Raw genomic sequence first — 22,446 nt, forward strand, 5'->3', positions numbered from 1 at the left:
GACACACGGCGACGCCGAATGAGAAGGAGGCACGGACATGGATCCGGAAACGACGGATAGCCTGAATATGAACCTGAAGCTGAAGCAGCTGGAGAACGCCGCGAAGCATACCTTTTGGGATTTTATCGGATGCGAACTGGTCGAACTTAAAGGCGATCAGGTTGTGGTAGCCTATGACATTTTGCCCCATCATCTCAATCTCATCGGGATCGTGCACGGCGGTATGCATGCCTCGGCCATCGACTCCGCCATGGGCATACTAATTATGCTGGCCAGGCCTGAAGCCAATGTGGTGACGGTGAATTTGAACATGAATTACGTGGCTTCCACGGGTGAAGGGCGCGTCATCGTGACGGCCGAGATCATCCACAGTTCGCGCAAGCTGATTACAGCCCAGGCCTATGCGCGCAAAGAGAACGGGGATCTGCTCGCCTTCGGCACCGGCACGTTCCGGGTGCTTGAAAGGCATGTCCCTTAAGCGCAATCAGAGAGCAAAGAAAGAGGGATGATGGATGAGCGTGGTACAAGAGCTTGAAGCGATAGCCGGAAAAATGAATGAACAGCCAAGGGCACTGGATGGGCTGCACGCCTCCTACCATTTTCATATTAAGGATACGGGGAAACATTTGCAGGTGTATTTTGATGACGGAACAGTGCGGGTTGTAGAGGACGCTTCGGGCGATGCCGACTGCACCCTGACGATGTCCGAGAGCCATCTTCGCAAACTGCTGCGGAACGACTTGAACACGACGATGGCGTATATGACCGGATCGCTCCGGATCGACGGCCGTCTTGGCCTGGCTCTGAAGCTTCAGGAAATCCTGAAGCAATATCAGGCTTGAATACCTGCCTTGCGTCATCGATGAATGCAAAAATATAGGCTGCCTTATGCAAAGCAGCCTATTTGTGCTGTTTTTTTATAACAAGTAAAAATTGGTTCGTTTACTTCCCCTTCCGGGTTAATTTGGCGAGAGCATCCCATTGTTCCTCAGTGACCGTGCGAAGGTCATTGAACTCGCCTGCGCCCTGCAGCCATTCTCCGCCATCAATCGTGATCACTTCCCCGTTGATATATCCTGCGTAATCAGAAACCAGGTAGGCGGCCAAATTCGCGAGCTCCTCTTTGTTCCCGACCCGGCGCAACGGGACACGATCGATCATCAGCTGCTCCAGCTCAGGCGTAGGAGAGAGGCGAGACCATGCGCCCTCGGTCGGGAAGGGGCCGGGGGCGATCGCCACCTGGCGAATCCCGTAACGCGCCCACTCCACCGCCAAAGAACGGGTTAATGACAGCACGCCGGCCTTAGCCGCAGCGGATGGAACAACAAACGCAGACCCGGTTGAGGCGTAAGTCGTCACGATATTGAGCATGGTGCCCCCATGTCCCCGGTCGATCCAGCGTTTGCCGATCTCCAGAGTCGCATAGAACGTGCCGTGCAGAACGATGTTCAGTACCGCGTCTACGGCCCGAGGGGACAACCGTTCGGTAGGACTGATGAAGTTGCCGGCGGCGTTGTTGACGAGAATGTCTATCCGTCCGAAATGCCGTTCAACGGCATCCGCCAACTCGGTAATCTGTGCCGGTTCCCGGACGTCACAAGGTGCATAGAATATTTTGTAACCGCTATCAAGAAATTCTTCGGCTGTCTGCTTCAGCACTTCTTCCCGGCGCCCTGCGATCGCCAGCTTGGCACCAAGCCGCACGAACTTTTCACCCATGGCCCGGCCCAGACCGGTGGCTCCCCCGGTGATCAACACCACTTTGTCCTGTAACAAGTTCTGCGCAAAAGGTTCCATCCTAATTCCTCCCAAATATGTGTTGGAAAAGAACTTCTCATTGCTCTACATCCACTATATCCGAACAGAAAAGCGGTGTATAGGGCAGCCTTTCATAAGTGGAATAATGGCGCTGTTTCGGTGGTGTTAGGTTCACACCCCCATCGGTGAATGGGTGGTTGTTACCTATGGTCAGCCAGTGATGGGAGAGTTACCGGTGCTCGGCGGGATGATAAAATTCGGGTAGAAAAACCGCGGAAAATTGCTGAAACCCTTTTTATTGTTCACATTTTTGTCACATCTGGTTCTAAGCTCACGTTCGCCATAATAAGAAAAAGTAAACGCTTCAAACTAACATTCCTCAGCTTGTACCCTTCCCTCTAGCCCTTTTTTCAGTTGCGATGTCAAGGTCATTCACACATTATGTAAAGGAAGTGAAGAGACTTATGGCAATTAAGCAAGGGCATGCCCAGAGACATGCCCGAAACCCGCGAGCAGTTCGTCACGTCGGAATTTGTCTGATCCTCACGGTCGTTCTTTCGGTGTTTGGAATTCCTCCTTTACCTGTTTTTGCTTCGCCGATCATCACGATCGACCCGCCTGCAGCCGGAACATTGGGGCCGGGTGTGTCCCGAATTTCCGGAACGTTTTCGGGTGTGTATGACATGGAGCTCGCCGTAGGCGGCGATTCGCTCATCAGTGCCCACATGGATGATCCCGAAGCGGACGGCAGTGGAAGCTGGTATGCCGACGTCGATTTCTCCAAATACGACGGTTCGGTAGAGTTGGCGGCTAGGGGTAAAGACAGCGTGACCCGCTATGTGGCATGGTCTCCTTTTATGTCGGTGGAGGTGGATAATCCGGGGGCCGCGCTTCCTCAAGTGCAGATTACAAGCCCCGGCGAAACGAGCCCCGTGAAGGGGAATGTTAATGTCCTCATTCAGGCAGAGGGCAAAAACCCGGTTAGCCAAGTAAAAATCCGGATTAACGGTGGAGAGTGGAAGGATGTGCCTCCCAAAGGTTCAGAATACCAATACAAGTGGAAAACGGCAGCTTATGCCGGACGGGTTAACAGTCTTGAAGCGAAAGCCGTGGATTCAAACGGAAATACAGGATACAGCAGCGCAAAATATCTGAAAGTCGCGAACCTCTCAAGCCTGGAAATGCTGCAGGAAGACCAGACGGAACAAGAAGGCTGGACGGAGCCGAATGTCCAGACGGATCAAGATATCAGGTCAGAACAGAATACCGAAGTGGAACAGGAAGTCCAGACTGACCAGAACGCTCAAAAAGATCAAAATATTCAAACGGTGCCAAATATCGAAACAGCACCCGATGACTCAACAATACAAGATGCTCCAGCAGTACAGGATAAGTCAACAGAACAAGATGTACCGCAAGCTCAAGATGTCCAGTCATCGAATGATGCCCCAACAGCTCAAGATGCCGACACGGCACAAGATGAGGTGACGCCATCTCTCTCGGGAGATGCAGTTGAAGAAGTGAATTCGGATGCGGAGATCCCTGCGAGTGCGGATCCTGGTTTCGAGCAGGTTGAAGCAGCATCCACTTCAACGACCGTTACCCAGCAGGTGTACGGCCAGGATCGGGCTATGTGGATTTGGGAAAATGAATCGTACCCCCTGATCATGAACCCGGGATCCCGCAATGTGCTGGATGCTATGGCATCCGACACGTCGACGTTCGGCCAGAGACCAATCCGCACGCTGTACCTGGCGGTTGGTAAATATTTCGGCATGAGTATGCTGGAGGACAAACGTCCGGAGGTCAGGGATTTCGTCGGCTGGGCCCATGACAGGGGCTACCATGTGGAAGCGTTGATCGCTGGCGGTACGACGCCGCCTTATTTCGGAGCTTATGCCCGATACCGGACTCAGGCGGTGGCCGAGTTCGAAGGTATTCTGAATTACAACTTATCCTCGGACCCAAGGGAAAGATTTGACGGCGTAAACATTGATACGGAGCCTTACAGCCTCGGTGATTTTAAAAGCGCCAAACCTTCGGTTCAGGTGCAGTACCTTGACATGCTCAAGGCATTGATGGACCGCAAGCAGGCTTCCGGTCTGGATCTGCAGGTCGGAGCCGCCATCCCGCGCTGGTTCGACACATCGGTGGACGCCAGCAGCATCTCGTGGAACGGCTCGGTCAAATGGATGTCCCAGCATGTTCAGGATACGCTCGATTATATTTCGATCATGGACTACCGGGATCAGGCAGACGGCAGTGCTGGGATCATTGAACAGGCACGGGGAGAAATCGATTATGCGAATCAGATCGGTAAGCCGAATTCGGTCGTCATTGGCGTAGAGACGATCGATGTTGCCGACGGCGGCGATCCGGAGGCCATCAGCTTCAATGAGGAAGGCCGGACGTACATGGAGTCGGAGCTGAACAAAGTGTACGCCGCTTTCGAAGGAGACCCTGCCTTCGGAGGGATCGCTATGCACCATTATGGCAACCTGAGGATATTCCCGTCCGCATGGGGACCGGGAGGAGTATACTGGCAGCCGCCGCAGGACAGCGAACCGCCTTCAGCTGTCACGGGCACACCGCAGGCAGCCGCTTTTGATTATCAGCGGGTCGACATTTCTTACGGGCCGGCATCCGACAACGCCACCGTGAAGGAATACCGCATCTATCGCGGCACGGATCCGCAGTTTGAACCGGATCCAGCCCACCTGGCTGGCATATCGAACAAATTGAATTTCCGCGACGTCGGGCTGCTGCCGGATACGACGTATGTATATAAAGTAACAGCCGTCGATTCTTCCGGTAATGAAGGGCCAGCAAGCCAGCCGTTCTCCGCAACGACGGGGCACACCGATCTGAAGCCGATGATTGTTGGGCAAATGCAGGTCACATACGACGGAACCAAGGCGACCGTATCCCTGCAGGTCGTCGACAAAGAGACTGGGGCTGGGCTTCAGGCATCGGTATATGGCCGGTTTACGTCTATGGGCGGAAAATATGTCGGTGGCGCCACTACAGCGACCGGTACGTACACCGCTTCATCCGAGGCGATCAATGCGGCCGCGGGTAAAGCCGGCTTTGCGGCCCGCAGAATCCTGTCGCCCGGGTACTACTGGGCACAAGCTTATGATTCCCCCGACGGCCGGTTTACCGAGTGGGGAGGATGACACTACACTCGCAATAGTAACGAGGTCAATATAATCCAGATGGCCGTTATAACGAGAGGGCGCAGTCTAGTCTGCGTCCTCTTTTTTTTCGTCTCATACGAAGTCACATATCTGTATATGGAAATTAAGTACACATTGGTTTTCGCCTCAAGTATTGAGTGTACGAGAGATTTGTCACCAAAGAATCTTAAAAATTACGATTAGGCAAGGGATCTCACATTCGGTGGCGAAGGAATAAGAAGGGGCAAAAATGCATTCCTAAACTACATAAAAGGTGTGACTCAACTTTGACGAAACCGAATGTGATTGTGATTTATTGTGACGATTTGGGCTACGGAGACTTGGGCTGCTACGGCTCCGATGCGATTCGCACACCGCACCTGGATGCGCTTGCACAAGACGGGGCGCGATTTACCAACTGGTACTCCAACTCACCGGTATGTTCACCGTCCCGAGCGGCCTTGCTGACGGGAAAATATCCCGCCAAAACAGGTGTCAGCCATATTTTAGGCGGAAAGAGGGGAACGGACGGATTAAAGGCCGACGCCAAGACCCTTGCGCAGAGGCTCAAAGAACATGGCTACAGAACGGCTTTATTCGGGAAATGGCATCTTGGATCCGCAGAGGACACCAAGCCCAATGCCAAGGGATTTGATGATTATTTCGGCTTTCAAGCCGGCTGCGTGGACTATTATTCTCACATCTTTTATTGGGGAATGCCGGGTGTGAATCCCGTGCACGATTTATGGAGCAACGGCGAAGAGGTATGGCGGGACGGCGAATACCTGACGCATCTGATCACCGACAAATCCGTCGATTTTATCGAGGCCAGCCGGTCTGACAGCAAGCCGTTTTTCCTGTATGCCGCTTATAATGCGCCTCATTACCCGATGCATGCGCCGGAAAAATACATGAACCGCTACAGTCACCTCCCAAAGGACCGTCAGCTGATGGCGGCCATGATCTCGGCCGTTGATGACGGTGTCGGCGATATTGTGGCAGCACTCAAACGGGTGGGGGCGTATGAAAACACCATTATATTCTTCTCGAGCGACAACGGACCGTCTTCGGAGTCGCGTAATTACCTGGACGGAACGGAGGATGTGTACTATGGCGGAAGCGCCGGAATCTTCCGCGGGCATAAAGGCAGCCTGTTCGAAGGCGGGATTCGGGAACCGGCCATCCTCGTCTATCCATCAATAATCGAAGCCGGACAGACGAAGGATGACATCGGCATGATGGCCGATATCGTACCGACCGTGATGGATCTCGCCGGTCTCCCCGTACCTTCGGCGGAAGAGATCGACGGAAGCACTATCGTGTCGATGCTGACACAAGGGGCAGGAACGCCGCATAAGCAAATCTTTTGGGAGTACGGCAGCCAGCTCGCGGTTCGGGAGGGTAAATGGAAGCTCGTCCTTGGCGGCAAGCTCGACTTTGACCGTACCCAGCCCGACGGCGTTCATTTGTCGGATTTGGAGTCGGATCCGGGCGAGCGGGTCAATCTGAAGGATGAGTTTCCCGAGATTGCGCAGCGATTGGAAAATGATGTCCGGCAATGGTATGCGGCGCTTCTATAGTTTGTCTTTAGGGTAATAAACATAAAGTGCATCCGGAACAAAGTTCTATTTGTTTTCAGACCGGAAATAAGAAATAATAGAAGGCTGGAGCTGAAGTCCAGCATCATGGAACTGTTAGATCCAATATATAAAAGGAGTTGTTTGTATGCCAACGATTCAAGTGGAAGGCAGAGATGCTATTCTAGCAGAGGAAGGACAGAAGCTCGTCCTGGCCTTAGAGGACAACGGAGTGGATATTTTGCATCGCTGCGGGGGAAATGCCAGATGCACCACCTGCCGGGTGGAAGTGTTGGAAGGCGATGCGGGCCCTGTCGGGGAAGCCGAAGCAGCCATTCTTAGCACGAAAGGTATTCACGAGCCGAATATCCGGCTGTCCTGCCAAATTCGGGTACATAACGACCTGACGGTCAAGCCGGTGATGACGGTATCCGATTCCGGAATGGATCCCGGTAAAAGACCAGTGGACTAAGGTTATCTAGGGTAAAGTGAGCTAAACAATCACAAAATAAAGCGGCTTTCTTCCAACAGGATCGGGGAAGAAGGCCGCTTTTTCGTTATTTTAACTGCCAGAGCGCCGGAACGTTCGGCGGTTCCCAGCCCGTCAGCGAGGTATGAGCCTGCCGGCATTCATAGGTCGCTCCATTATAGGTAACGAGTGTGCCTGGTGTATAGGTCACATTTGGAGCCCATGCGGCTGCGGTCGAGGAAGAAGACAGTCGTTGCGGTTACCGCATGGCTTGCGGCCATTATCCGTTGAAGCCGTCCTTAGTATCGTTAACACAACGATAAACCCATAGGCCCTCCCCCTCAATAATAAAAAAACAACGATTTAGGTGGTGTTTGAGTGAATCGTTACCGTTCATTCATAAAAAATTGCGGAATGCGGAAACCTAAATCAAGAGTCTGCAATGCATCCATCACCGAACTTATGTACTTCATTTAAGAAACAATTATGCAATGGGAGGGCACACAACAACATGTCCAATGTCTTAATGATTAAGGCGAATGACCGTCCGTTAGAGCAATCGGTTACCGTCCAAATGTATGAAGCTTTTGTCAAAACGTACCGGGACACTCATCCTGGGGATGTGGTTACCGAGCTGGATTTATTCGCCCTGAACCTGCCGAATTACGGTAATACCGCACTTACCGCGCTGTACAAGCGCAGTCAGGGACAGGAACTGACGCCCGAAGAGACGAATATCGCCGATTTAGTCCGCGTTCATATCGATCAGTTCCTCGCCTCCAACAAGGTGGTCATCGCGTTCCCGCTCTGGAACTACGCTGCGCCGGCACCGCTGATTACGTATATATCCTATTTGGCGCAAGCCGGAACGATGTTCCGATACACGCCCGAGGGTCCTGTCGGACTTGCAGGGGACCGGAAAGTGGTCCTGCTGAATGCCCGCGGCGGAATTTACTCCAACGAAGACATGGCTCCGTTTGAAGGAGCGATTCGGTTCGTCAAATCCAACTTGATGCTGTGGGGGATCACACCGGAAGAAATCATCATTGAGGGACATAACCAGCTCCCGGCCGAAGCCAAGAACATTATTCAAAAGGGACTGGATCAAACGGCAACGTACGCTACGACGTTTTAAAACAGGGACAAATTAAGCATTTCGGCTGTACGGCAGTCGGAATGCTTTTTTGTATTTTCTTCAGCAAAGTTCAGGCAAACCACATTTTTCATAAAAAAATGAGTTGACAGAAAGCGCATTTCATCGACTATAATATGTAGACCGTTCGTTATAATTTTGAAAGGAGGTTATTATCGCGATGTCGGAAAAGCCCAAATCCCGTGAATCCATCGTGGAGACGGCAACACGGCTTTTTGCCAAACAGGGCTATCACGGAACGGGATTAAACCAAATCATAAAGGAAAGCCATTGTCCGAAGGGCTCGCTGTACTATTATTTTCCAGAGGGTAAGGAGGAGCTTGCCCAAGAATGCATTTTACGGATTAAAAATGCGGTATCCGACAAGTGGGAAGAGGCTTTTAACCGGTTTGAGGATCCGTCTCAGGCCATTCAGCATTGTATTGATGTGATCGCGGCCGATGCCAAAGCCACCGATTTCGAAGGGTTTATCCCGCTCAGCTTCTGGAATGCGGTGGAAACCTCCTGCATCAGCAACAGCCTGAGGGAAGCCTGTCAGGGCGTACTTCAGGAGTGGGAGAGAGTTCTGACCACACGGCTTCAGGATGCCGGGTTGGAGCCGTCCCGTTCGCGCGAAGCCGCCACAGTCATCCTGTCATTGCTTGAAGGATCGCTGCTGATCGCCCAGACGAACAAGGATACAGGACCGATGTTTCTCGCATCCAAATACGTCGGCATCTTGCTGGACCGCCTTTTAGCCCAAAATACATCGGATGAAGCGAATAAAGAAAAATAAGATTGATTGTAAATAGTTTAATAGAGAGCTTACAGATATCAGAGAAAATAGATAGAGATATTGAGAGAGATAAGAGAGACATTGGACATATGACAGGAGGATGGGATTGTGGAAGCAGCCGTACAGCATACGCAAGCTCAAATGCAAACGGAAAATAAATTTAAAGTTTTACCGATCATGATTTCGCTGCTCATTGCCGGTTTTATCGGCATGTTTAGTGAAACGGCGCTGAATATTGCGCTCAGTGATTTGATGCAGGTCATGCATATCACGCCTTCAACGGCGCAATGGCTGACGACCGGATACCTGCTGACCTTAGGCATTCTGGTCCCGGTATCGGGGCTGCTGCTGCAGTGGTTTACCACTAGGCAGTTGTTTATTACCGCGCTCAGCTTTTCGATTGTCGGGACCCTGATTGCGGCGCTTGCGCCCTCGTTTGAGTTTCTGATGGTGGCCCGTGTCGTGCAGGCGATTGGAACCGGGATTATGCTGCCGCTGATGTTTAATACGATTTTGGTCATTTTTCCACCGGAGAAACGGGGAGGCGCGATGGGAATCATCGGGCTGGTCATCATGTTTGCGCCGGCCGTCGGACCGACGATCGCGGGGCTATTAATTGAGAACCTTAGCTGGCACTGGATTTTCTGGCTGTCGCTGCCGTTTTTGGTTCTGGCTCTGGTGTTCGGCATCGCGTTTATGCAAAATGTGTCCAGCATCACCAAGCCGAAGATCGACCTGTTGTCCATCGTGCTGTCCACCGTCGGATTCGGCGGCATTGTGTTTGGCTTCAGCAGTGCCGGTGAAGGCAGCGGTGGCTGGACAAGCACCAAAGTGATCGTATCGCTGGTCATCGGTGTGGTCGGCCTCTTGCTGTTCGGATGGCGTCAGCTGTCGATGAAGCAGCCGATGATTAACCTGCGTGCTTTTAGATACCCGATGTTTTCCGTTGGCGTAGTGATGATCTTCATCAGCATGATGATCATTCTGTCCTCGATGCTGGTATTGCCGCTGTTCCTTCAGGGCGGTTTTGGCAAATCGGCCTTTTATGCCGGCTTGCTCATGCTGCCGGGGGGAATCATTAACGGGATCATGTCGCCGATCATGGGACGCTTGTTTGACAAATACGGTCCGAAATGGCTCGTGTTCCCCGGATTTCTGGTGGCTGCCGCATCCCTGTGGTTCTTCTCGGGAGTTACGGCAGCATCAGCGGCGTTTCTCGTGATCGTGCTGCATACCTGCCTGATGATCGGCATTTCGATGGTCATGATGCCGGCACAGACGAACGGGCTGAATCAGCTGCCGCGTGAATACTACCCAGATGGCACAGCCATCATGAACACGCTGCAGCAGGTAGCCGGTGCCATCGGCACAGCGCTTGCTGTCAGTGTAATGTCGGCAGGCCAGGAGCATTACGCCGAGGCGCATCCCGGCGGCAATCCGCTGGATGCGTTGACTTCAGGCGTGTCAAATGCGTTTATGTTTGGGATGATTATCGCAGTCATCGGATTTGTAATTGCGCTGTTCATTAAGCGTGTACCCGTAAATCATCAGAAGTGACCTTAGCGGACAAAGCCTGGTATCGGTTGATACCGGGCTTTGTTTATATTTTAGACAATCCAAAGCTTTGGTGAGATGTCGTCAGGAAAATTGTAGCCCTGAGCTTCCTGGTATATAATGGGGTTTCAATGGCGGGTTTCAATGGCGGTTCAATGGCAGACCTGCCTGAATCCAAAGCCATCAATGAGGTGATACCGTTGAAGCAAACACCGCCCAAGCTCCCGCTGACCCCGGAGGAACGGGCCCATTTAAAATCCTTTAAAGCGAAGCTGAACGATATCGCTGCCCTTGATGCCGCACAGCTGTCGCAGATGCTGGAAATCACGCGCGAACGCGCCCACATGCTGAAGGGTCTGGCCATGTTTCAATCCGTACCCTCGATTGGTCCGAAAGTGGCCGCAAGAGTGGTTGACATGGGATACTACTCGCTGGATGAGATTAAGGACCTGGATGGTGCGGACTTCATAGACAGAATGGAGGCGCACCTCGGATACTGGGAGGATCCTTGCCTGGAGGATGCTCTTCGCTGTCTGGTTCACCATGCGAACCATCCGGACAGCAAGCGGGAATGGCCTGATTTTACCGATGAAAGGAAGAAATACCGGGAGCAATTCGGGTATCCGGCATCAAGGCCAGCATCAGCCTGGTATGAGCACCGGGGGAGTGAAGCATCCCAGCCGAGTAAGGGGGAAGGAAACATTTGATACGGCAAAAGGTTCATCAGAAAGTAAACGATATCGAGGAAATCGAGCTGGAACTGACCCGGTTTAATGCAGGGCGGGCGCTGTCCTCTCAGGACAAGCGTCTTGAAGAACTTCGAATCGGCGGTGCGCGGCTGCTAATTGAGGTTACCGGTCCGGATTCGCTCTACTACAATCGGGTCAAAGGATTTGGTATCGCAGATCTGGAGCTTTTGGACCAAATCGTTAGGGAATACGAGCAAAGAAATGCCCGACCTTGTTTTGATATGGCGCCAAGCCGGCTGGACGAACAGGTTGCGCTGGCTTTGCACCGCAAAGGATTTCTGCCCATCGAACAGCTGGCATTTTTGGAAGCTGAGCCGATGGAAGTTGCGGCAGTGCATCCGGACATCACCATTGAACCGGTACACGAAGGCAATGCCGACGTTTTGCTGGAGGCCGTCAGCGAGCTGATGGGAGGCGTTCCAGCCGAGGTTTTGGCGAGAAAAAAACCATACTTTACCCTCCCGGTATTTAAAAATTACCTCGCCTTTGCGGATGGCCATCTGGCCGGGATCGGGTCGTTGTTTATCCATGAGGGCAGAGGCTATTTGGCCAACGATTATACGCTGCCCGAGTTTAGAGGCAGGGGATGCCAAACGGCTCTGATCCGCCATCGGTTGGCGGAGGCGAAGCGGACAGGGCTGTCGATGGTGTACACCGATGTGGAGTTTGGCTCGCCAAGCCATAACAATATGCTGGTCCAAGGGTTTAGGCATGTGTATACCAATTCCTTTTGGATCAGAGACCAGTAAAAACACTCCCCACTGGGGAGTGTTTTTTTTGGCTTACTCCTTGTACTGGTTTATGCTGTCTTGCAGCAGCTGAAGCACCAAATCCCTCAGCCGGGGCGGCGATATAACCTGCACATCCGGGCCGAAGCGGAGCAGCCTCCGGGCCGTAAACGGGAACTCCTCGTGCGGAACCGGGCCGCTCCACTGACCGTCCGCAGCCGTATGCAAAATCGGATCGTCCTTGGCAAGCCGCATACCAAAAGGGGTAAACCGCAGCACCACCTCGGCTTTGTCACGCTCATCGGCAGACTGCATCCACTCGGCGAGAGACGGCACGGCCGCGTCAATTGCATCGGTTCGCTCCACGTTCCGGATACGGTCCACGCGAAAAAGGAGCGTCTTTTCAGGGTTAAGAGCGGGCATATACCAATAGCCGTTCTCAAAATAAATGCCGAAGGGGTACACGCTGTGCTCCTTTTCCCCTTTGGCGGACATATAAACGATCCGGATTTCCTGCTTCGCGATCGCCGCTTCTAAAATTTCCGTCGTCCAGGGTGCAGGCTCACGCAGCTGCATCATTCGGAAAGAAATATGACTGCGCATCTGGTCGATGTTCGTCTGTACGTCGGAAGGCAAGGACCCGTAATATTGCACGGCCAAGTGGGAGCGGATCGCGTCAAACGGGAAATCGGGCACCTTCTCCAGCATTTCGAGCATCAGAAACAAACCGAGCGCTTCGGTCCGGGTCAGCTGCAGCGGGGGCAGGATGCGGTTCTCCAGCGCGCGGTATCCGCCATGAGCCCCTTGTTCGCTGTACAGCGGAAAACCGATTTGCTGCAGGTAATCCAGGTCGCGCTGGATGGTCCGGACCGAGACGTTAAAGCGCTCCGCCAATTCGCGGGCCGTAAATTTCTTCCTTGAGTCGATGATCCGCATCATGGCTAATCTCCGCTCATTCATAATATCCTCCTAATAATTACGTCAAATTATGTCGTAGATACATTGTAACATATGAAATAGAAGGGAGCGATAAAACATGGAAAACTCGAAAGTGGTGTTGTATCTCGCGGTTAGTCTGGACGGATATATCGCACGTCCGGACGGATCGGTGGACTGGCTGTTTGACGTTGAAGGCGATGGCGGAGACAACGGATATGCGAAATTCTACGAGCGCATCGGCGCACTGATTATGGGCAGGCTTACTTACGACGAAGTGCTTAAGCTGTCGGAAGAATTTCCGTACAAGGGGAAGCCTTGCTATGTGGTGACCCGTTCGGAGCAGCCTCCTTCCCCCGATGTGACGTTTACGGCCGAGGACCTGGTTTCTTTGGTCCCGAAGGTCAAAGCAGAGGCAAACGGGCACGTTTGGCTGGTGGGAGGCGGGCAGTTGACTAAGGCTTTTCTGGAAAAAGGACTGTTGGACCGAATCGAAATGACGGTCGTTCCTAAAGTACTCGGCGGGGGCATCCCGCTGTTTCCGGAAGGAACGGCTTCCACCCGGCTGAAGCTGGTCACAGCCAAACCGATGGGGCAGATGGTATCCCTAGTGTACGATGTGTTGTGAAGATGATAGCTGATTTAACTGACAAGCAGTCGGCTCGGTTGGATGTAGCGCTGCCCAGCGGGCAAAATGCAGTAATAGAGAAACTGCAGTGGCTGAGGTAAAGGACTCACTGTGGTAATAGGCTAACAGCGGATAAAATACGCCCCCCGGCAAACGATTTGCCAGGGGGCGCAGCAATGTAAGAAGAAGTTTTGTTATATGCCAGCGCTCGTAAATTACGATTTGAATTCGGCATTCACCGGATCCGTCATAAGCTTATTTCGGGTAGACGCAGTGAACCAGGTTTTCTTCCATTGGCCTTTCGCCGCCATCACCACCAGCAGACTGGCCACGGCCACACCGCTCAAGATCAGGAACCCGGGCGTGTAAGACCCGGTGGACTCGTACAATCCGCCGAGCACAAGCGGCAGCAAGTAACCGCCGAACCCGCCGGCAGCCCCGACGATGCCTGTCACGATGCCGATCTCATCACGAAACCGCTGGGGCACGATCTGGAAGACGGAGCCGTTGCCGGCGCCAAGGCACATCATGCCGGCAAAAAGAAGGATGGAGATCACATACAGCGACGGCAGAGTGGAGACGCAGGCGAGCATAACGGCCGCCCCGGCATACAGGACGAGCAGCATGCGGACACCCCCGATTCGATCGGACAAGTATCCGCCCACCGGACGGAAAAGGCTGCCCGCGATGACGCATACGGTCGTAAAATCCGCTGCATGCACGGCGGAAAGGTTGTACTGCGTATGAAAGAAGATCGTCAGGTAATTGGTCAGGCCGACGAACCCGCCGAACGTGACACAGTACAACCAGCAGAAGAGCCAGGTATCCTTCTGTTTTAATACCGAGCCATACTCGGACAATTTTTTGGGGGCAGGCTGGTTAGGGCTATCTTTGGCAAAGATGCTGAACAGGATAAACACGATGATGATCGGGATTAAAGCGATGCCGAATACAGCTTCCCAACCTCCAAAATGCTGCGCCAGCCGGTTCGCAAACAGCGTGCTCAGCACCGTGCCGCTGTTGCCGGCTCCGGCGATGCCCATCGCCAGGCCTTGATACTGCGGCGGGTACCAACGGCTGGCGAGCGGAAGCGCAGCCGAGAACGAAGCCCCCGCGATACCAAGCAGCAGGGCGATGATATGCAGCTCGCCGAGCGAGTCCACGAAACGCCAGCCCCAGATCAGCGGAACCATCGTCAGCAGCATCCCGAGCTGTCCGGTGCGTTTCGGCCCGATATAATCGGTCAGAAAACCGAGGACCAGCCTCAGTACCGATCCGCCGAGCACCGGCAGCGCGACCAAGTTCGCCTTTTGGGATGCGGTCATCGGATAATCCTCCATCATTATGACGCTCAGCGGGCCGAGGAGAACCCAAATCATAAAGCTGATGTCAAAATAGAAAAATGCGCTGAATAAAGACGGTTTATGCCCACTTTTCCAAAACGTCGTGCCTTCTTTCTTCTCCATCTCCATCTCCTCCGTGTCCTTTATTATCGCGTACTCACAAAACAAAAAGCCGCAGATTGCCCTTAAGCGGACAACCAGCGGCCTCATTGCCATGGGAAGTATTCTTCCCGGATGAAAGATCACGTCTTTGTGATTTCGAAATGAATTATAGTGGAATGTAAAAATCATGTCAATAAACTATACATAAATTTTAATTTCGGACATTAATCAGAGTGTCCCTGGTGAATATTTGGATTCTTATGTAATATATATTGACATAAAACTTGTTTTCGATTATGCTCAGTTCAAATCCATTATCCGGTACAACGGTGTACCTGTTGGCAAACTGGCAATGACGCCCGTTCCTTTGAAATCCAAGGGACGGGTTTTTTCATTTTTAGGCCTGGCCTACACAGTTTTTTAGCGGAGGTGACTGCAATGGGGAAGCCCAGGCTTGTCGTAGTCGGCAATGGGATGGCAGGAATGAGATGCGTGGAGCATATATGCGATTTTGCACCCGATCGGTATGAGATCACGGTGTTCGGAAATGAGCCCCATCCCAACTACAACCGGATCATGCTGTCGAAAGTGCTCCAAGGGGGAACAAATGTAGATGATATTACGATCCATGATTGGAATTGGTATAAAGAACGGGGGATTTCCCTGTATACAGGGGAAACCGCGCTTCGGGCCGACCCCGGCCTGCAGCGGATCTACACGGAATCCGGGCGTGTAGAGCCTTATGACCGGCTGATTATCGCGACAGGCTCCTCGGCTTTTATGCCCAAAATCCCGGGCATTCACAAGCCTGGAGTTACGGCTTTCCGGAATATCGCGGATTGTGAGCGGATGATGGAAGCTTCTCGAACGTATAAGCATGCAGCCGTGATCGGCGGAGGACTCCTCGGATTGGAAGCGGCAAGGGGGCTGCTAAACCTGGGTATGGAGGTCGATGTCATCCATAACGCTTCGTATCTGATGAACAGGCAGCTGGATGGCGCCGCAGCAGAGATGCTGAAGCGGGAGCTGACCAAACAGGGGATGCGCTTTCTGGTTGAAAAACGTACGGAGCGAATCCTCGGCAGAAAACGTGCGGAAGGCCTGCAATTCTCTGACGGCAGCCGGCTTGGAGCTGACCTGATCGTACTGGCCGTAGGGATCCGTCCGAACATTTCCGTGGCAGAAGCCAGCGGCATTCGAACGAACCGGGCGATTGTCGTTGATGATTATATGCAGACGAGTGCCGACCATGTATATGCCGTAGGGGAATGCGCAGAGCACCGCGGCATCGTCTACGGCTTGGTGGCTCCATTATATGAGCAGGCCCGCGTACTCGCCATGCATTTATGCGGCCGGCACACGGAGCCCTATCCAGGCTCCGTCCCTTATGCACAGCTAAAGGTGTCGGGCGTGGAGGTATTTTCCGCCGGGCTGATCCAAGAAGGAGATTGTGAGACGGCGCTGCAGCACTACGACGGCGTCAAAGGGACTTATAAGAAGGTGACGATGAAAAACGGCAGGATTGCCGGTGCCGTACTTTTTGGCGACACTTCGGAAGGGACGGAGCTGTTAGGTTATTTAAAACGGCAGGCACCGGTGTCCGCCTTGAAGGCGCAGTCGGCCGGGGGAAATTCTTCATTGGTCAAGTCGGCCGAAGCCATGGAAGATCAGGAGACGGTGTGCAATTGCAACAGTGTCACAAAGGGTGCCATTATGGAAACCGTCTGGCTGGACGGGTCACAAACCGTTGATCAGATCCGGGAGCGAACCAAGGCATCCGGTTCCTGCGGCGGCTGCAAGCCGATGGTGGCCGCGATGCTGGAGCTGGCGAAATCCTCCGAACGGAAGAAGCCCGTACAGGCCTCAGCATCGGTACCGATCTGCGGCTGCACGGAGATGGACCGTGCATCGATCCGGGCCGCCCTGAGCCCGGGCAGCGATGTGAGCGTCCAGGCAGCCATGCTGCGGCTGGGATGGAAGCGACCCGAAGGCTGCCCGGTGTGCCGGTCGACCGCGGCTTATTACCTCGGCATTCATCGAACGGCTGCCGGTGGAGAGCCCATGATCCGCGTGTCGGCAAGCGCCCCCACTTCACCGGGCCTCCTGCAGCCGGAGTCCGGGCGTATCGCGCTAGAACTGGAGCGGAGAAGCACAGGATGGATCTTGCCGACACGGATACGCATCGCGGTGTCTCCAAGTCCGCGCGACCCGGCGGGCGTCCTTGTTCATGATCTCGGTATCGCTGCATCCCCGGCCGGATGGGAATTGTACGCCGGTGGACATATGGAGCATCCGGTCAAAGCAGGTCAACTGGTAGGTGTACTGCCCGATGACGGCGACATCACCGACATGGCTCTCGGCTGCCTCGCGCTGTACCGGGATTCTGCCTACTACCGGGAACCGATGTGGGAGTGGGTGGAACGATACGGGCTTCAGCGTTTACGGGAGAAGCTGCTCGATCCCGATGAGCGCGAATCGCTGCTCGAAACGATGGAAATAGGTCGATCGGTTGAGATCAATACACATTCTGATATACATTCCGAAGAAAGGACGGTGGGCATATGACGCTGACGATGAATACGCAGTGCCCCTTTTGCAGCGTGCAGTGCAAAATGACCGTAGAGATTGCACCCGGGGAGGCCAGGCAGCGATCGGGTTATCAGGTCGCGGGAATCCCCAATGCCGCGTCTGAGGGGCGGTTGTGCGTGAAAGGGATGAACGCACACCAGCATGCTTCAAGCCGGGAGCGCCTCCTGTATCCGCTGGTGCGGAAGGATGGTGAATTAGTCCGCACGTCTTGGGCTGAGGCATTGAACATTGTCGCCGCCAGGTTTTCAGGCATTCAGGAGGCGCACGGCCGTGATGCCGTCGGGGTGTATGGAGGAGGTTCATTGACGAATGAAACGGCCTATGCACTAGGCAAATTTGCGAGAGTAGCCCTCCGGACCCGTTATATCGACTACAACGGAAGATTTTGCATGTCGGCGGCGGCATCGGCCGGGGTAAAGACGTTCGGGATCGACCGGGGGCTGACCAATCAGCTGTCGGAAATCCCGCTGGCCGAATGTATCATCCTGGCCGGCACGAACATCGCGGAGTGCCAGCCGACCCTCATGCCTTATTTTATCCGGGCGAAGGAGAATGGGGCATTCATCATCGTTATGGATCCCCGGGCAACCGCCACGGCGGAGCTGGCGGATCTTCATCTGCAGGTGAAACCGGGGACCGACAGCGCTTTGGTGAGCGGTATGCTGAAGGTCATCGTAGACGAAAACTTGATTGATTCGGCGTTTATTCAGAGCCGTACAAAGAATTTTGACCAGCTGAAGGCTGATTTGCTCCAGATAGACTTGGAGGGGATTGCCGAGCTTACAGGCGTTCCCGCGGAGCAGATAAGAACCGCCGCTGTGACTTACGCCAAAGCAGATACCGGCATGGTGTTTACTGCGCGCGGCGTGGAGCAGCATGCCGACGGGCATATGGCGGTCCGTAATTTTCTGAATATGGTCCTGGCTACCGGGAAAATCGGCAGGAAAGGCTGCGGATACGGTGCCGTTACGGGTCAGGGGAACGGACAAGGCGGCAGAGAGCATGGACAGAAGGCTGACCAGCTGCCCGGCTACCGTTCGATCGAAAATGAAAACGACCGCGCGTTCGTGGCAGCCGTTTGGGGAATCCAACCCGAAGAGCTTCCTGGAAAAGGGGTATCCGCCTATGAAATGATGGAGCTCGTACACGAGGAACAGATCAAGGCGTTATTCATCATGGGCTCGAATCCCGTCGTTTCGAATCCCCATGCTTCGCTGGTGGAGGAGGGCATCCGAAAGCTCGATTTCCTGGTCGTCGCCGATATGTTCCTGTCGGAAACGGCAAGATACGCGGACGTTGTCCTGCCGGTCACTTCCTATATGGAAAACGAAGGGACACTGACGAATTTGGAAGGCCGCGTGCTGTTGAGGGAAGCAGGCAGACCAGCGCCGGGCGAGACGCGCCATGATTGGCAGATCTTGTGCTCGGTTGCGGCAAAACTCGGAAGAGGGGCTTATTTTCCGTTTACGAGTGCAGAAGAAATCTTTGACGAGCTGAGAAAAGCCAGCCGAGGCGGGATGGCCGACTATTACGGGATCACTTACGAGCGCCTGCGGCGGGAAGAAGGCATCTACTGGCCGTGCCCGTCAACCGACCACCCGGGGACAGGACGGTTGTTCGAACGCTCTTTCGCTCACGCGGACGGATTAGCCCGGTTTCAGAAGGTACCTGTTGCTTCCCAGGGCGAGGAAACGGACAGTGAATATCCGCTGATCATGACCAACGGCAGGGTGCTTCCGCATTATTTGACGGGCGTTCAAACCCGGCGCAGTCCTGTGCTCGCCGCAAAGTTTGTGGAGAGCTTCATGGAAATTCACCCGCTGACCGCCCGTAAGTTCCGGGTCGAAGACGGAGCGCTCGTCCGCGTCAGTTCCAAAAGGGGGACCGTTACCGTACGCAGTCGTTATTCTGACAAAATACGCGAGGATACCATATTTATTCCGATGCATTGGGGAGACGCCCAAAACGTAAATTTGGCCACCAACCCAGAGCTTGATCCATACTGCAAAATGCCGGATTTCAAGGTTAGTGCCGTACGGCTTCGGCCGCTTGCCGAAGAATGGCCAGAGGATGAAGGGGAGATCATCTAGAAAAAATACACGGAATACCTGAGTTCAACTTTGAGCTGCGTCTTCAAATTGGTCTGCTCCAAATCAATGCGGACTGGCCCTTAATCCCGCCAATGACTCATGCTACAATAGCCGTGTCATGGAATTTACGATGCATGAAAGGGGAGAGGGCGCATGAATATTTTGATCGCAGGCGCATCCGGAGCCGTAGGCCGTATACTGGTGCCGCGGTTGGTCCAGGCCGGCCATACGGTGACAGGTACGACTCATCGACCGGAAAATATAGAGGTCATTGAAGCATTGGGAGCTAAAGCCCTCGTCGCGGATGCGTTTGACCGGGATGCTACTTTTGCGGCAGTCCACGAATCGATGCCGGAAATCGTCATCCACCAGCTGACATCCCTCGGCAGCCGGGTTTTCTCGGAAAATTCCCGGATTCGGGTGGAAGGAACCCGTCATTTGGTCGATGCCGCTCGAGAAACCGGCGTGAAACGAATCGTTGTCCAGAGCATCGCTTGGGCTTACCAGCCAGGGGATGGGCCGGCGGAAGAGCATGTTCCGCTGGATGTCAAATCGGTCGATTCCTTGCGCAAGCGTACCGTGGATGCCGTTGCTGCACTTGAGGAGACAGCAGCGGAAATTCCGGAGCATGTCATTCTCCGCTACGGCTTGTTTTATGGTCCCGGGACTTGGTATACAAGCGGCGGGTATATGGCAGAAGAGGTGCGTGAGGGACGAATGTCTGCAAATGAAGGAGTGTCCTCATTCGTGCATGTTGAAGACGCTGCCTATGCCGCATGCCAGGCGCTGGATTGGCCGTCCGGTGCGTACAACATTGTGGATGACGAGCCGGCACGGGGCACGGATTGGCTCCCGATCTTTGCAGAGTCGGTCGGTGTTTCTCTGCCAGCCACGGCTGCAGGCGAGGGACAGCCGTGGGAACGTGGTGCGGCGAACACCAAGGCGCGCGGGCTGGGATGGAAACCGCTGTACCCGACGTGGCGGACTGGCTTTAGAGGGAAATATTAAAGTTAACGAAATATACGAATGCACCGCTTAACAGACATTGGACAGCCCTGGGCTGTTCCGATGATCTACAAGGGGTGCTTTTTTTGTTGGGAAAACCAGCGGCATTTCTTCTTGACTCTCTCCTATACGTGAGGGTTTAGTATGGATATGGGAGGTGCTCAAGATGATGTATAAAATCGGACAATTGGCCAAGGAGGCCGGTATCTCCATCCGCACGCTGCGCTATTACGATGAAATGGGTATCCTGACCCCCTCTTTCGTATCAGATGCCGGATACCGGTACTATAACGAGGACGACATCATGAAGCTGCATCATATTACGACGTTGAAGCAGCTTGGGTTTACACTGGGACAAATCCGAAACGTTTTGGAAGCGGAAACCGGAGGGTCTCACGCTGAAAAATGGACTCGCGCCATTCGGAATCAGCTTGATTTGCTCCAGGATGAAAAGCATCGCCTCGAGCTGCTCGAACGCCGGCTGCTGACGACGCTGCGCACGGTCGAGCTCCGGAATGACGTACCGGTGGAAGAGCTGGTCCTGTTCATCCAAATGCTTCATTCGAGAGAAGCCGATTCGGCATCCAAATCCATCCAGCGGAACAACAGGGTCAGGCAGTTCGCTCCCGACGAGCTCCCGATTATCGAGAAGCTGCCGAAGATAGATGAGGACGATCCGCGTCCGGATGAATGGATCGGCTTGCTGCGGGACATTCATCATCACCTGGAAGAGCCGCCGGATTCGCCTGCATCCAGACGGTTGGCGAAGCGATTGCTGACCATCGGAGAGGGTTGGTTTGATGGCCGGGAGGACGTACTGGAGAAATATTGGGAGTGGATTCGTCCGGAAGCCGGGGGAAGCGAAAGGGTCCTCGGCCTGGATGAAGAAACGATGGCCTATATCGACAGAATCGTCGACGATTATTTGCGACATGAACAAGAACAGCAGACGGATCATGGAAAGGAAGGGGATTGCATTGAATGAACAGGTGAAAACATCGACTCCTGCGAAAAACGCTAAACCGGGCAAACCGTTAAGTAAAAACCAGGCGTGGGCTTCTGTGGCGATCGGGGGCGTACTTGAAATCGTCTGGGCCTCAGGCTTCAAATATGTGGAGATTCCCTCCATCATCGTACTGATCGCCCTGCTGACGAGCTTTGATCTGGTGATCCGAGCAGCAAAGGTTCTGCCAGTCGGGACAACCTACGCCGTTTTTGCCGGGATTGGTACGATCGGAACCGTGGTTGTGGAAGCTGTTTATTCCGGTGGTATTGGCCTGCTGAAAGTCGGCATTATTTTGCTCTTATTGCTGTTTATCATCGGTTTAAAACTTACCAGCGGGGAGGAGCACAGCTGATGGCCTGGATGCTGCTTATCGCTGCCGGATTGCTTGAAATCGTCGGAGTGATCGGAATCAAAAGGGTATCGGTACAAAATAACTGGACCAATAACCTCATTCTTATCGGCGGTTTCATTGCGAGCTTTTCATTGCTGGTCAGAGCGATCGAGTCGATCCCTCTGTCGACGGCATATACAGTTTGGACCGGGATCGGGTCGGTTGGAGCGGCCGTTGTAGGCATGGTGTTTTTCAAGGAAACGAAAACGCCGGTTCGCCTGTTTTGCATCATGGGCGTTATCGGCTGTGTCATCGGGCTTCGGCTTGTGGAGTAAACCGCAGTATACCTGAATATGGCATCGGTGCAAACCCCCGCTTTGCGGGGGTTTTTCGTGCTGAGATCCGAAATGCGGGGCGGGTTGTGCCAAACCGCTGGACAAGAAAAAACGGTTTCATGCCGGAAATGATCATCGATTG

Annotated in this window: 20 protein-coding genes and 1 pseudogene; 17 read left to right on the plus strand and 4 right to left on the minus strand. The window is 53.7% G+C overall.

What is annotated here, in order from left to right; all coding sequences use genetic code 11:
* The first annotated feature begins 37 nt into the window (after positions 1–37).
* Both FHS19_RS07795 and FHS19_RS07800 read left to right on the plus strand, forming a co-directional pair.
* Complete coding sequence (locus FHS19_RS07795; protein ID WP_183580978.1) at positions 38–478, plus strand: PaaI family thioesterase; 441 nt, start codon at positions 38–40, stop codon at positions 476–478.
* Between the two features lie 34 nt (positions 479–512).
* Positions 513–842 carry an SCP2 sterol-binding domain-containing protein gene (locus FHS19_RS07800; protein WP_183580981.1) on the plus strand — a complete coding sequence of 110 codons (330 nt, stop codon included), beginning with the start codon at positions 513–515 and terminating at the stop codon, positions 840–842.
* Between the two features lie 100 nt (positions 843–942).
* On the opposite strand, the gene FHS19_RS07805 is transcribed toward FHS19_RS07800, so the two are convergent.
* On the minus strand, positions 943–1,797 hold the full coding sequence (locus tag FHS19_RS07805; protein WP_183580984.1) for an SDR family oxidoreductase: 855 nt from the start codon (positions 1,795–1,797) through the stop codon (positions 943–945).
* 425 nt (positions 1,798–2,222) lie between these two features.
* Here FHS19_RS07805 and FHS19_RS07810 point away from each other — a divergent pair, with 425 nt between their 5' ends.
* The 3 genes from FHS19_RS07810 (at position 2,223) to FHS19_RS07820 (ending at position 6,983) form a co-directional block, all read left to right on the plus strand.
* Positions 2,223–4,934: a fibronectin type III domain-containing protein gene (locus tag FHS19_RS07810; RefSeq protein ID WP_183580987.1), complete on the plus strand. Its 2,712-nt coding sequence runs from the start codon at positions 2,223–2,225 to the stop codon at positions 4,932–4,934.
* A gap of 287 nt (positions 4,935–5,221) precedes the next feature.
* Positions 5,222–6,514, plus strand: coding sequence for a sulfatase-like hydrolase/transferase (locus FHS19_RS07815; RefSeq protein ID WP_183580989.1), 1,293 nt, complete (start codon positions 5,222–5,224; stop codon positions 6,512–6,514).
* A gap of 145 nt (positions 6,515–6,659) precedes the next feature.
* Positions 6,660–6,983 carry a 2Fe-2S iron-sulfur cluster-binding protein gene (locus FHS19_RS07820; RefSeq protein WP_183580992.1) on the plus strand — a complete coding sequence of 108 codons (324 nt, stop codon included), beginning with the start codon at positions 6,660–6,662 and terminating at the stop codon, positions 6,981–6,983.
* A gap of 85 nt (positions 6,984–7,068) precedes the next feature.
* Here the strand turns inward: FHS19_RS07820 and FHS19_RS34810 are convergent.
* Positions 7,069–7,227, minus strand: a pseudogene (locus tag FHS19_RS34810) (carbohydrate-binding protein); the annotation flags it as partial.
* Positions 7,228–7,422: 195 nt separating this feature from the next.
* Between FHS19_RS34810 and FHS19_RS07825 the strand changes: the two are divergent.
* From FHS19_RS07825 to FHS19_RS07845, 5 genes are all read left to right on the plus strand, one after another.
* Positions 7,423–8,115: an FMN-dependent NADH-azoreductase gene (locus FHS19_RS07825; RefSeq protein WP_376771824.1), complete on the plus strand. Its 693-nt coding sequence runs from the start codon at positions 7,423–7,425 to the stop codon at positions 8,113–8,115.
* Positions 8,116–8,293: 178 nt separating this feature from the next.
* A complete protein-coding gene (locus FHS19_RS07830; RefSeq protein ID WP_183580999.1) occupies positions 8,294–8,908 on the plus strand; it encodes a TetR/AcrR family transcriptional regulator in 615 nt (204 codons plus the stop codon).
* Positions 8,909–9,049: 141 nt separating this feature from the next.
* Complete coding sequence (locus FHS19_RS07835) at positions 9,050–10,465, plus strand: DHA2 family efflux MFS transporter permease subunit (RefSeq protein ID WP_183581498.1); 1,416 nt, start codon at positions 9,050–9,052, stop codon at positions 10,463–10,465.
* A gap of 188 nt (positions 10,466–10,653) precedes the next feature.
* On the plus strand, positions 10,654–11,169 hold the full coding sequence (locus FHS19_RS07840; RefSeq protein ID WP_376771838.1) for a helix-hairpin-helix domain-containing protein: 516 nt from the start codon (positions 10,654–10,656) through the stop codon (positions 11,167–11,169).
* Positions 11,166–11,960, plus strand: coding sequence for a GNAT family N-acetyltransferase (locus FHS19_RS07845; protein WP_183581002.1), 795 nt, complete (start codon positions 11,166–11,168; stop codon positions 11,958–11,960). Before FHS19_RS07840 ends, FHS19_RS07845 begins: the two co-directional genes overlap by 4 nt.
* A gap of 33 nt (positions 11,961–11,993) precedes the next feature.
* Here FHS19_RS07845 and FHS19_RS07850 read toward each other — a convergent pair whose 3' ends face one another.
* Positions 11,994–12,899 carry a helix-turn-helix transcriptional regulator gene (locus FHS19_RS07850; protein WP_183581005.1) on the minus strand — a complete coding sequence of 302 codons (906 nt, stop codon included), beginning with the start codon at positions 12,897–12,899 and terminating at the stop codon, positions 11,994–11,996.
* Positions 12,900–12,975: 76 nt separating this feature from the next.
* Between FHS19_RS07850 and FHS19_RS07855 the strand changes: the two genes are divergently transcribed.
* Positions 12,976–13,503, plus strand: coding sequence for a dihydrofolate reductase family protein (locus FHS19_RS07855; protein WP_183581009.1), 528 nt, complete (start codon positions 12,976–12,978; stop codon positions 13,501–13,503).
* Positions 13,504–13,718: 215 nt separating this feature from the next.
* Here the strand turns inward: FHS19_RS07855 and FHS19_RS07860 are convergent, their stop codons facing one another.
* Positions 13,719–14,969, minus strand: coding sequence for a nitrate/nitrite transporter (locus FHS19_RS07860; protein WP_183581012.1), 1,251 nt, complete (start codon positions 14,967–14,969; stop codon positions 13,719–13,721).
* A gap of 417 nt (positions 14,970–15,386) precedes the next feature.
* Between FHS19_RS07860 and nirB the strand changes: the two genes are divergently transcribed.
* From nirB to FHS19_RS07890, 6 genes are all read left to right on the plus strand, one after another.
* Positions 15,387–17,513, plus strand: coding sequence for a nitrite reductase large subunit NirB (gene nirB / locus FHS19_RS07865; protein ID WP_183581015.1), 2,127 nt, complete (start codon positions 15,387–15,389; stop codon positions 17,511–17,513).
* The gene (nasC, locus tag FHS19_RS07870) at positions 17,510–19,627 is read left to right on the plus strand and encodes an assimilatory nitrate reductase catalytic subunit NasC (protein WP_246426452.1); all 2,118 of its coding nucleotides are present in this window, start codon (positions 17,510–17,512) and stop codon (positions 19,625–19,627) included. Before nirB ends, nasC begins: the two co-directional genes overlap by 4 nt.
* A gap of 153 nt (positions 19,628–19,780) precedes the next feature.
* Positions 19,781–20,635 carry an NAD-dependent epimerase/dehydratase family protein gene (locus tag FHS19_RS07875; RefSeq protein WP_183581018.1) on the plus strand — a complete coding sequence of 285 codons (855 nt, stop codon included), beginning with the start codon at positions 19,781–19,783 and terminating at the stop codon, positions 20,633–20,635.
* Positions 20,636–20,798: 163 nt separating this feature from the next.
* The gene (locus FHS19_RS07880) at positions 20,799–21,617 is read left to right on the plus strand and encodes a MerR family transcriptional regulator (RefSeq protein WP_183581021.1); all 819 of its coding nucleotides are present in this window, start codon (positions 20,799–20,801) and stop codon (positions 21,615–21,617) included.
* Positions 21,610–21,990, plus strand: coding sequence for a DMT family transporter (locus FHS19_RS07885; RefSeq protein WP_246426453.1), 381 nt, complete (start codon positions 21,610–21,612; stop codon positions 21,988–21,990). The genes FHS19_RS07880 and FHS19_RS07885 overlap by 8 nt, the downstream gene beginning before the upstream one ends.
* Positions 21,990–22,304, plus strand: coding sequence for a DMT family transporter (locus tag FHS19_RS07890; RefSeq protein WP_183581027.1), 315 nt, complete (start codon positions 21,990–21,992; stop codon positions 22,302–22,304). Before FHS19_RS07885 ends, FHS19_RS07890 begins: the two co-directional genes overlap by 1 nt.
* Positions 22,305–22,446: the final 142 nt, after the last annotated feature.

Origin of the sequence: Paenibacillus rhizosphaerae (genome assembly GCF_014192015.1) — a bacterium.
Taxonomy (GTDB): Bacteria; Bacillota; Bacilli; order Paenibacillales; family Paenibacillaceae; genus Paenibacillus_AQ; species Paenibacillus_AQ rhizosphaerae.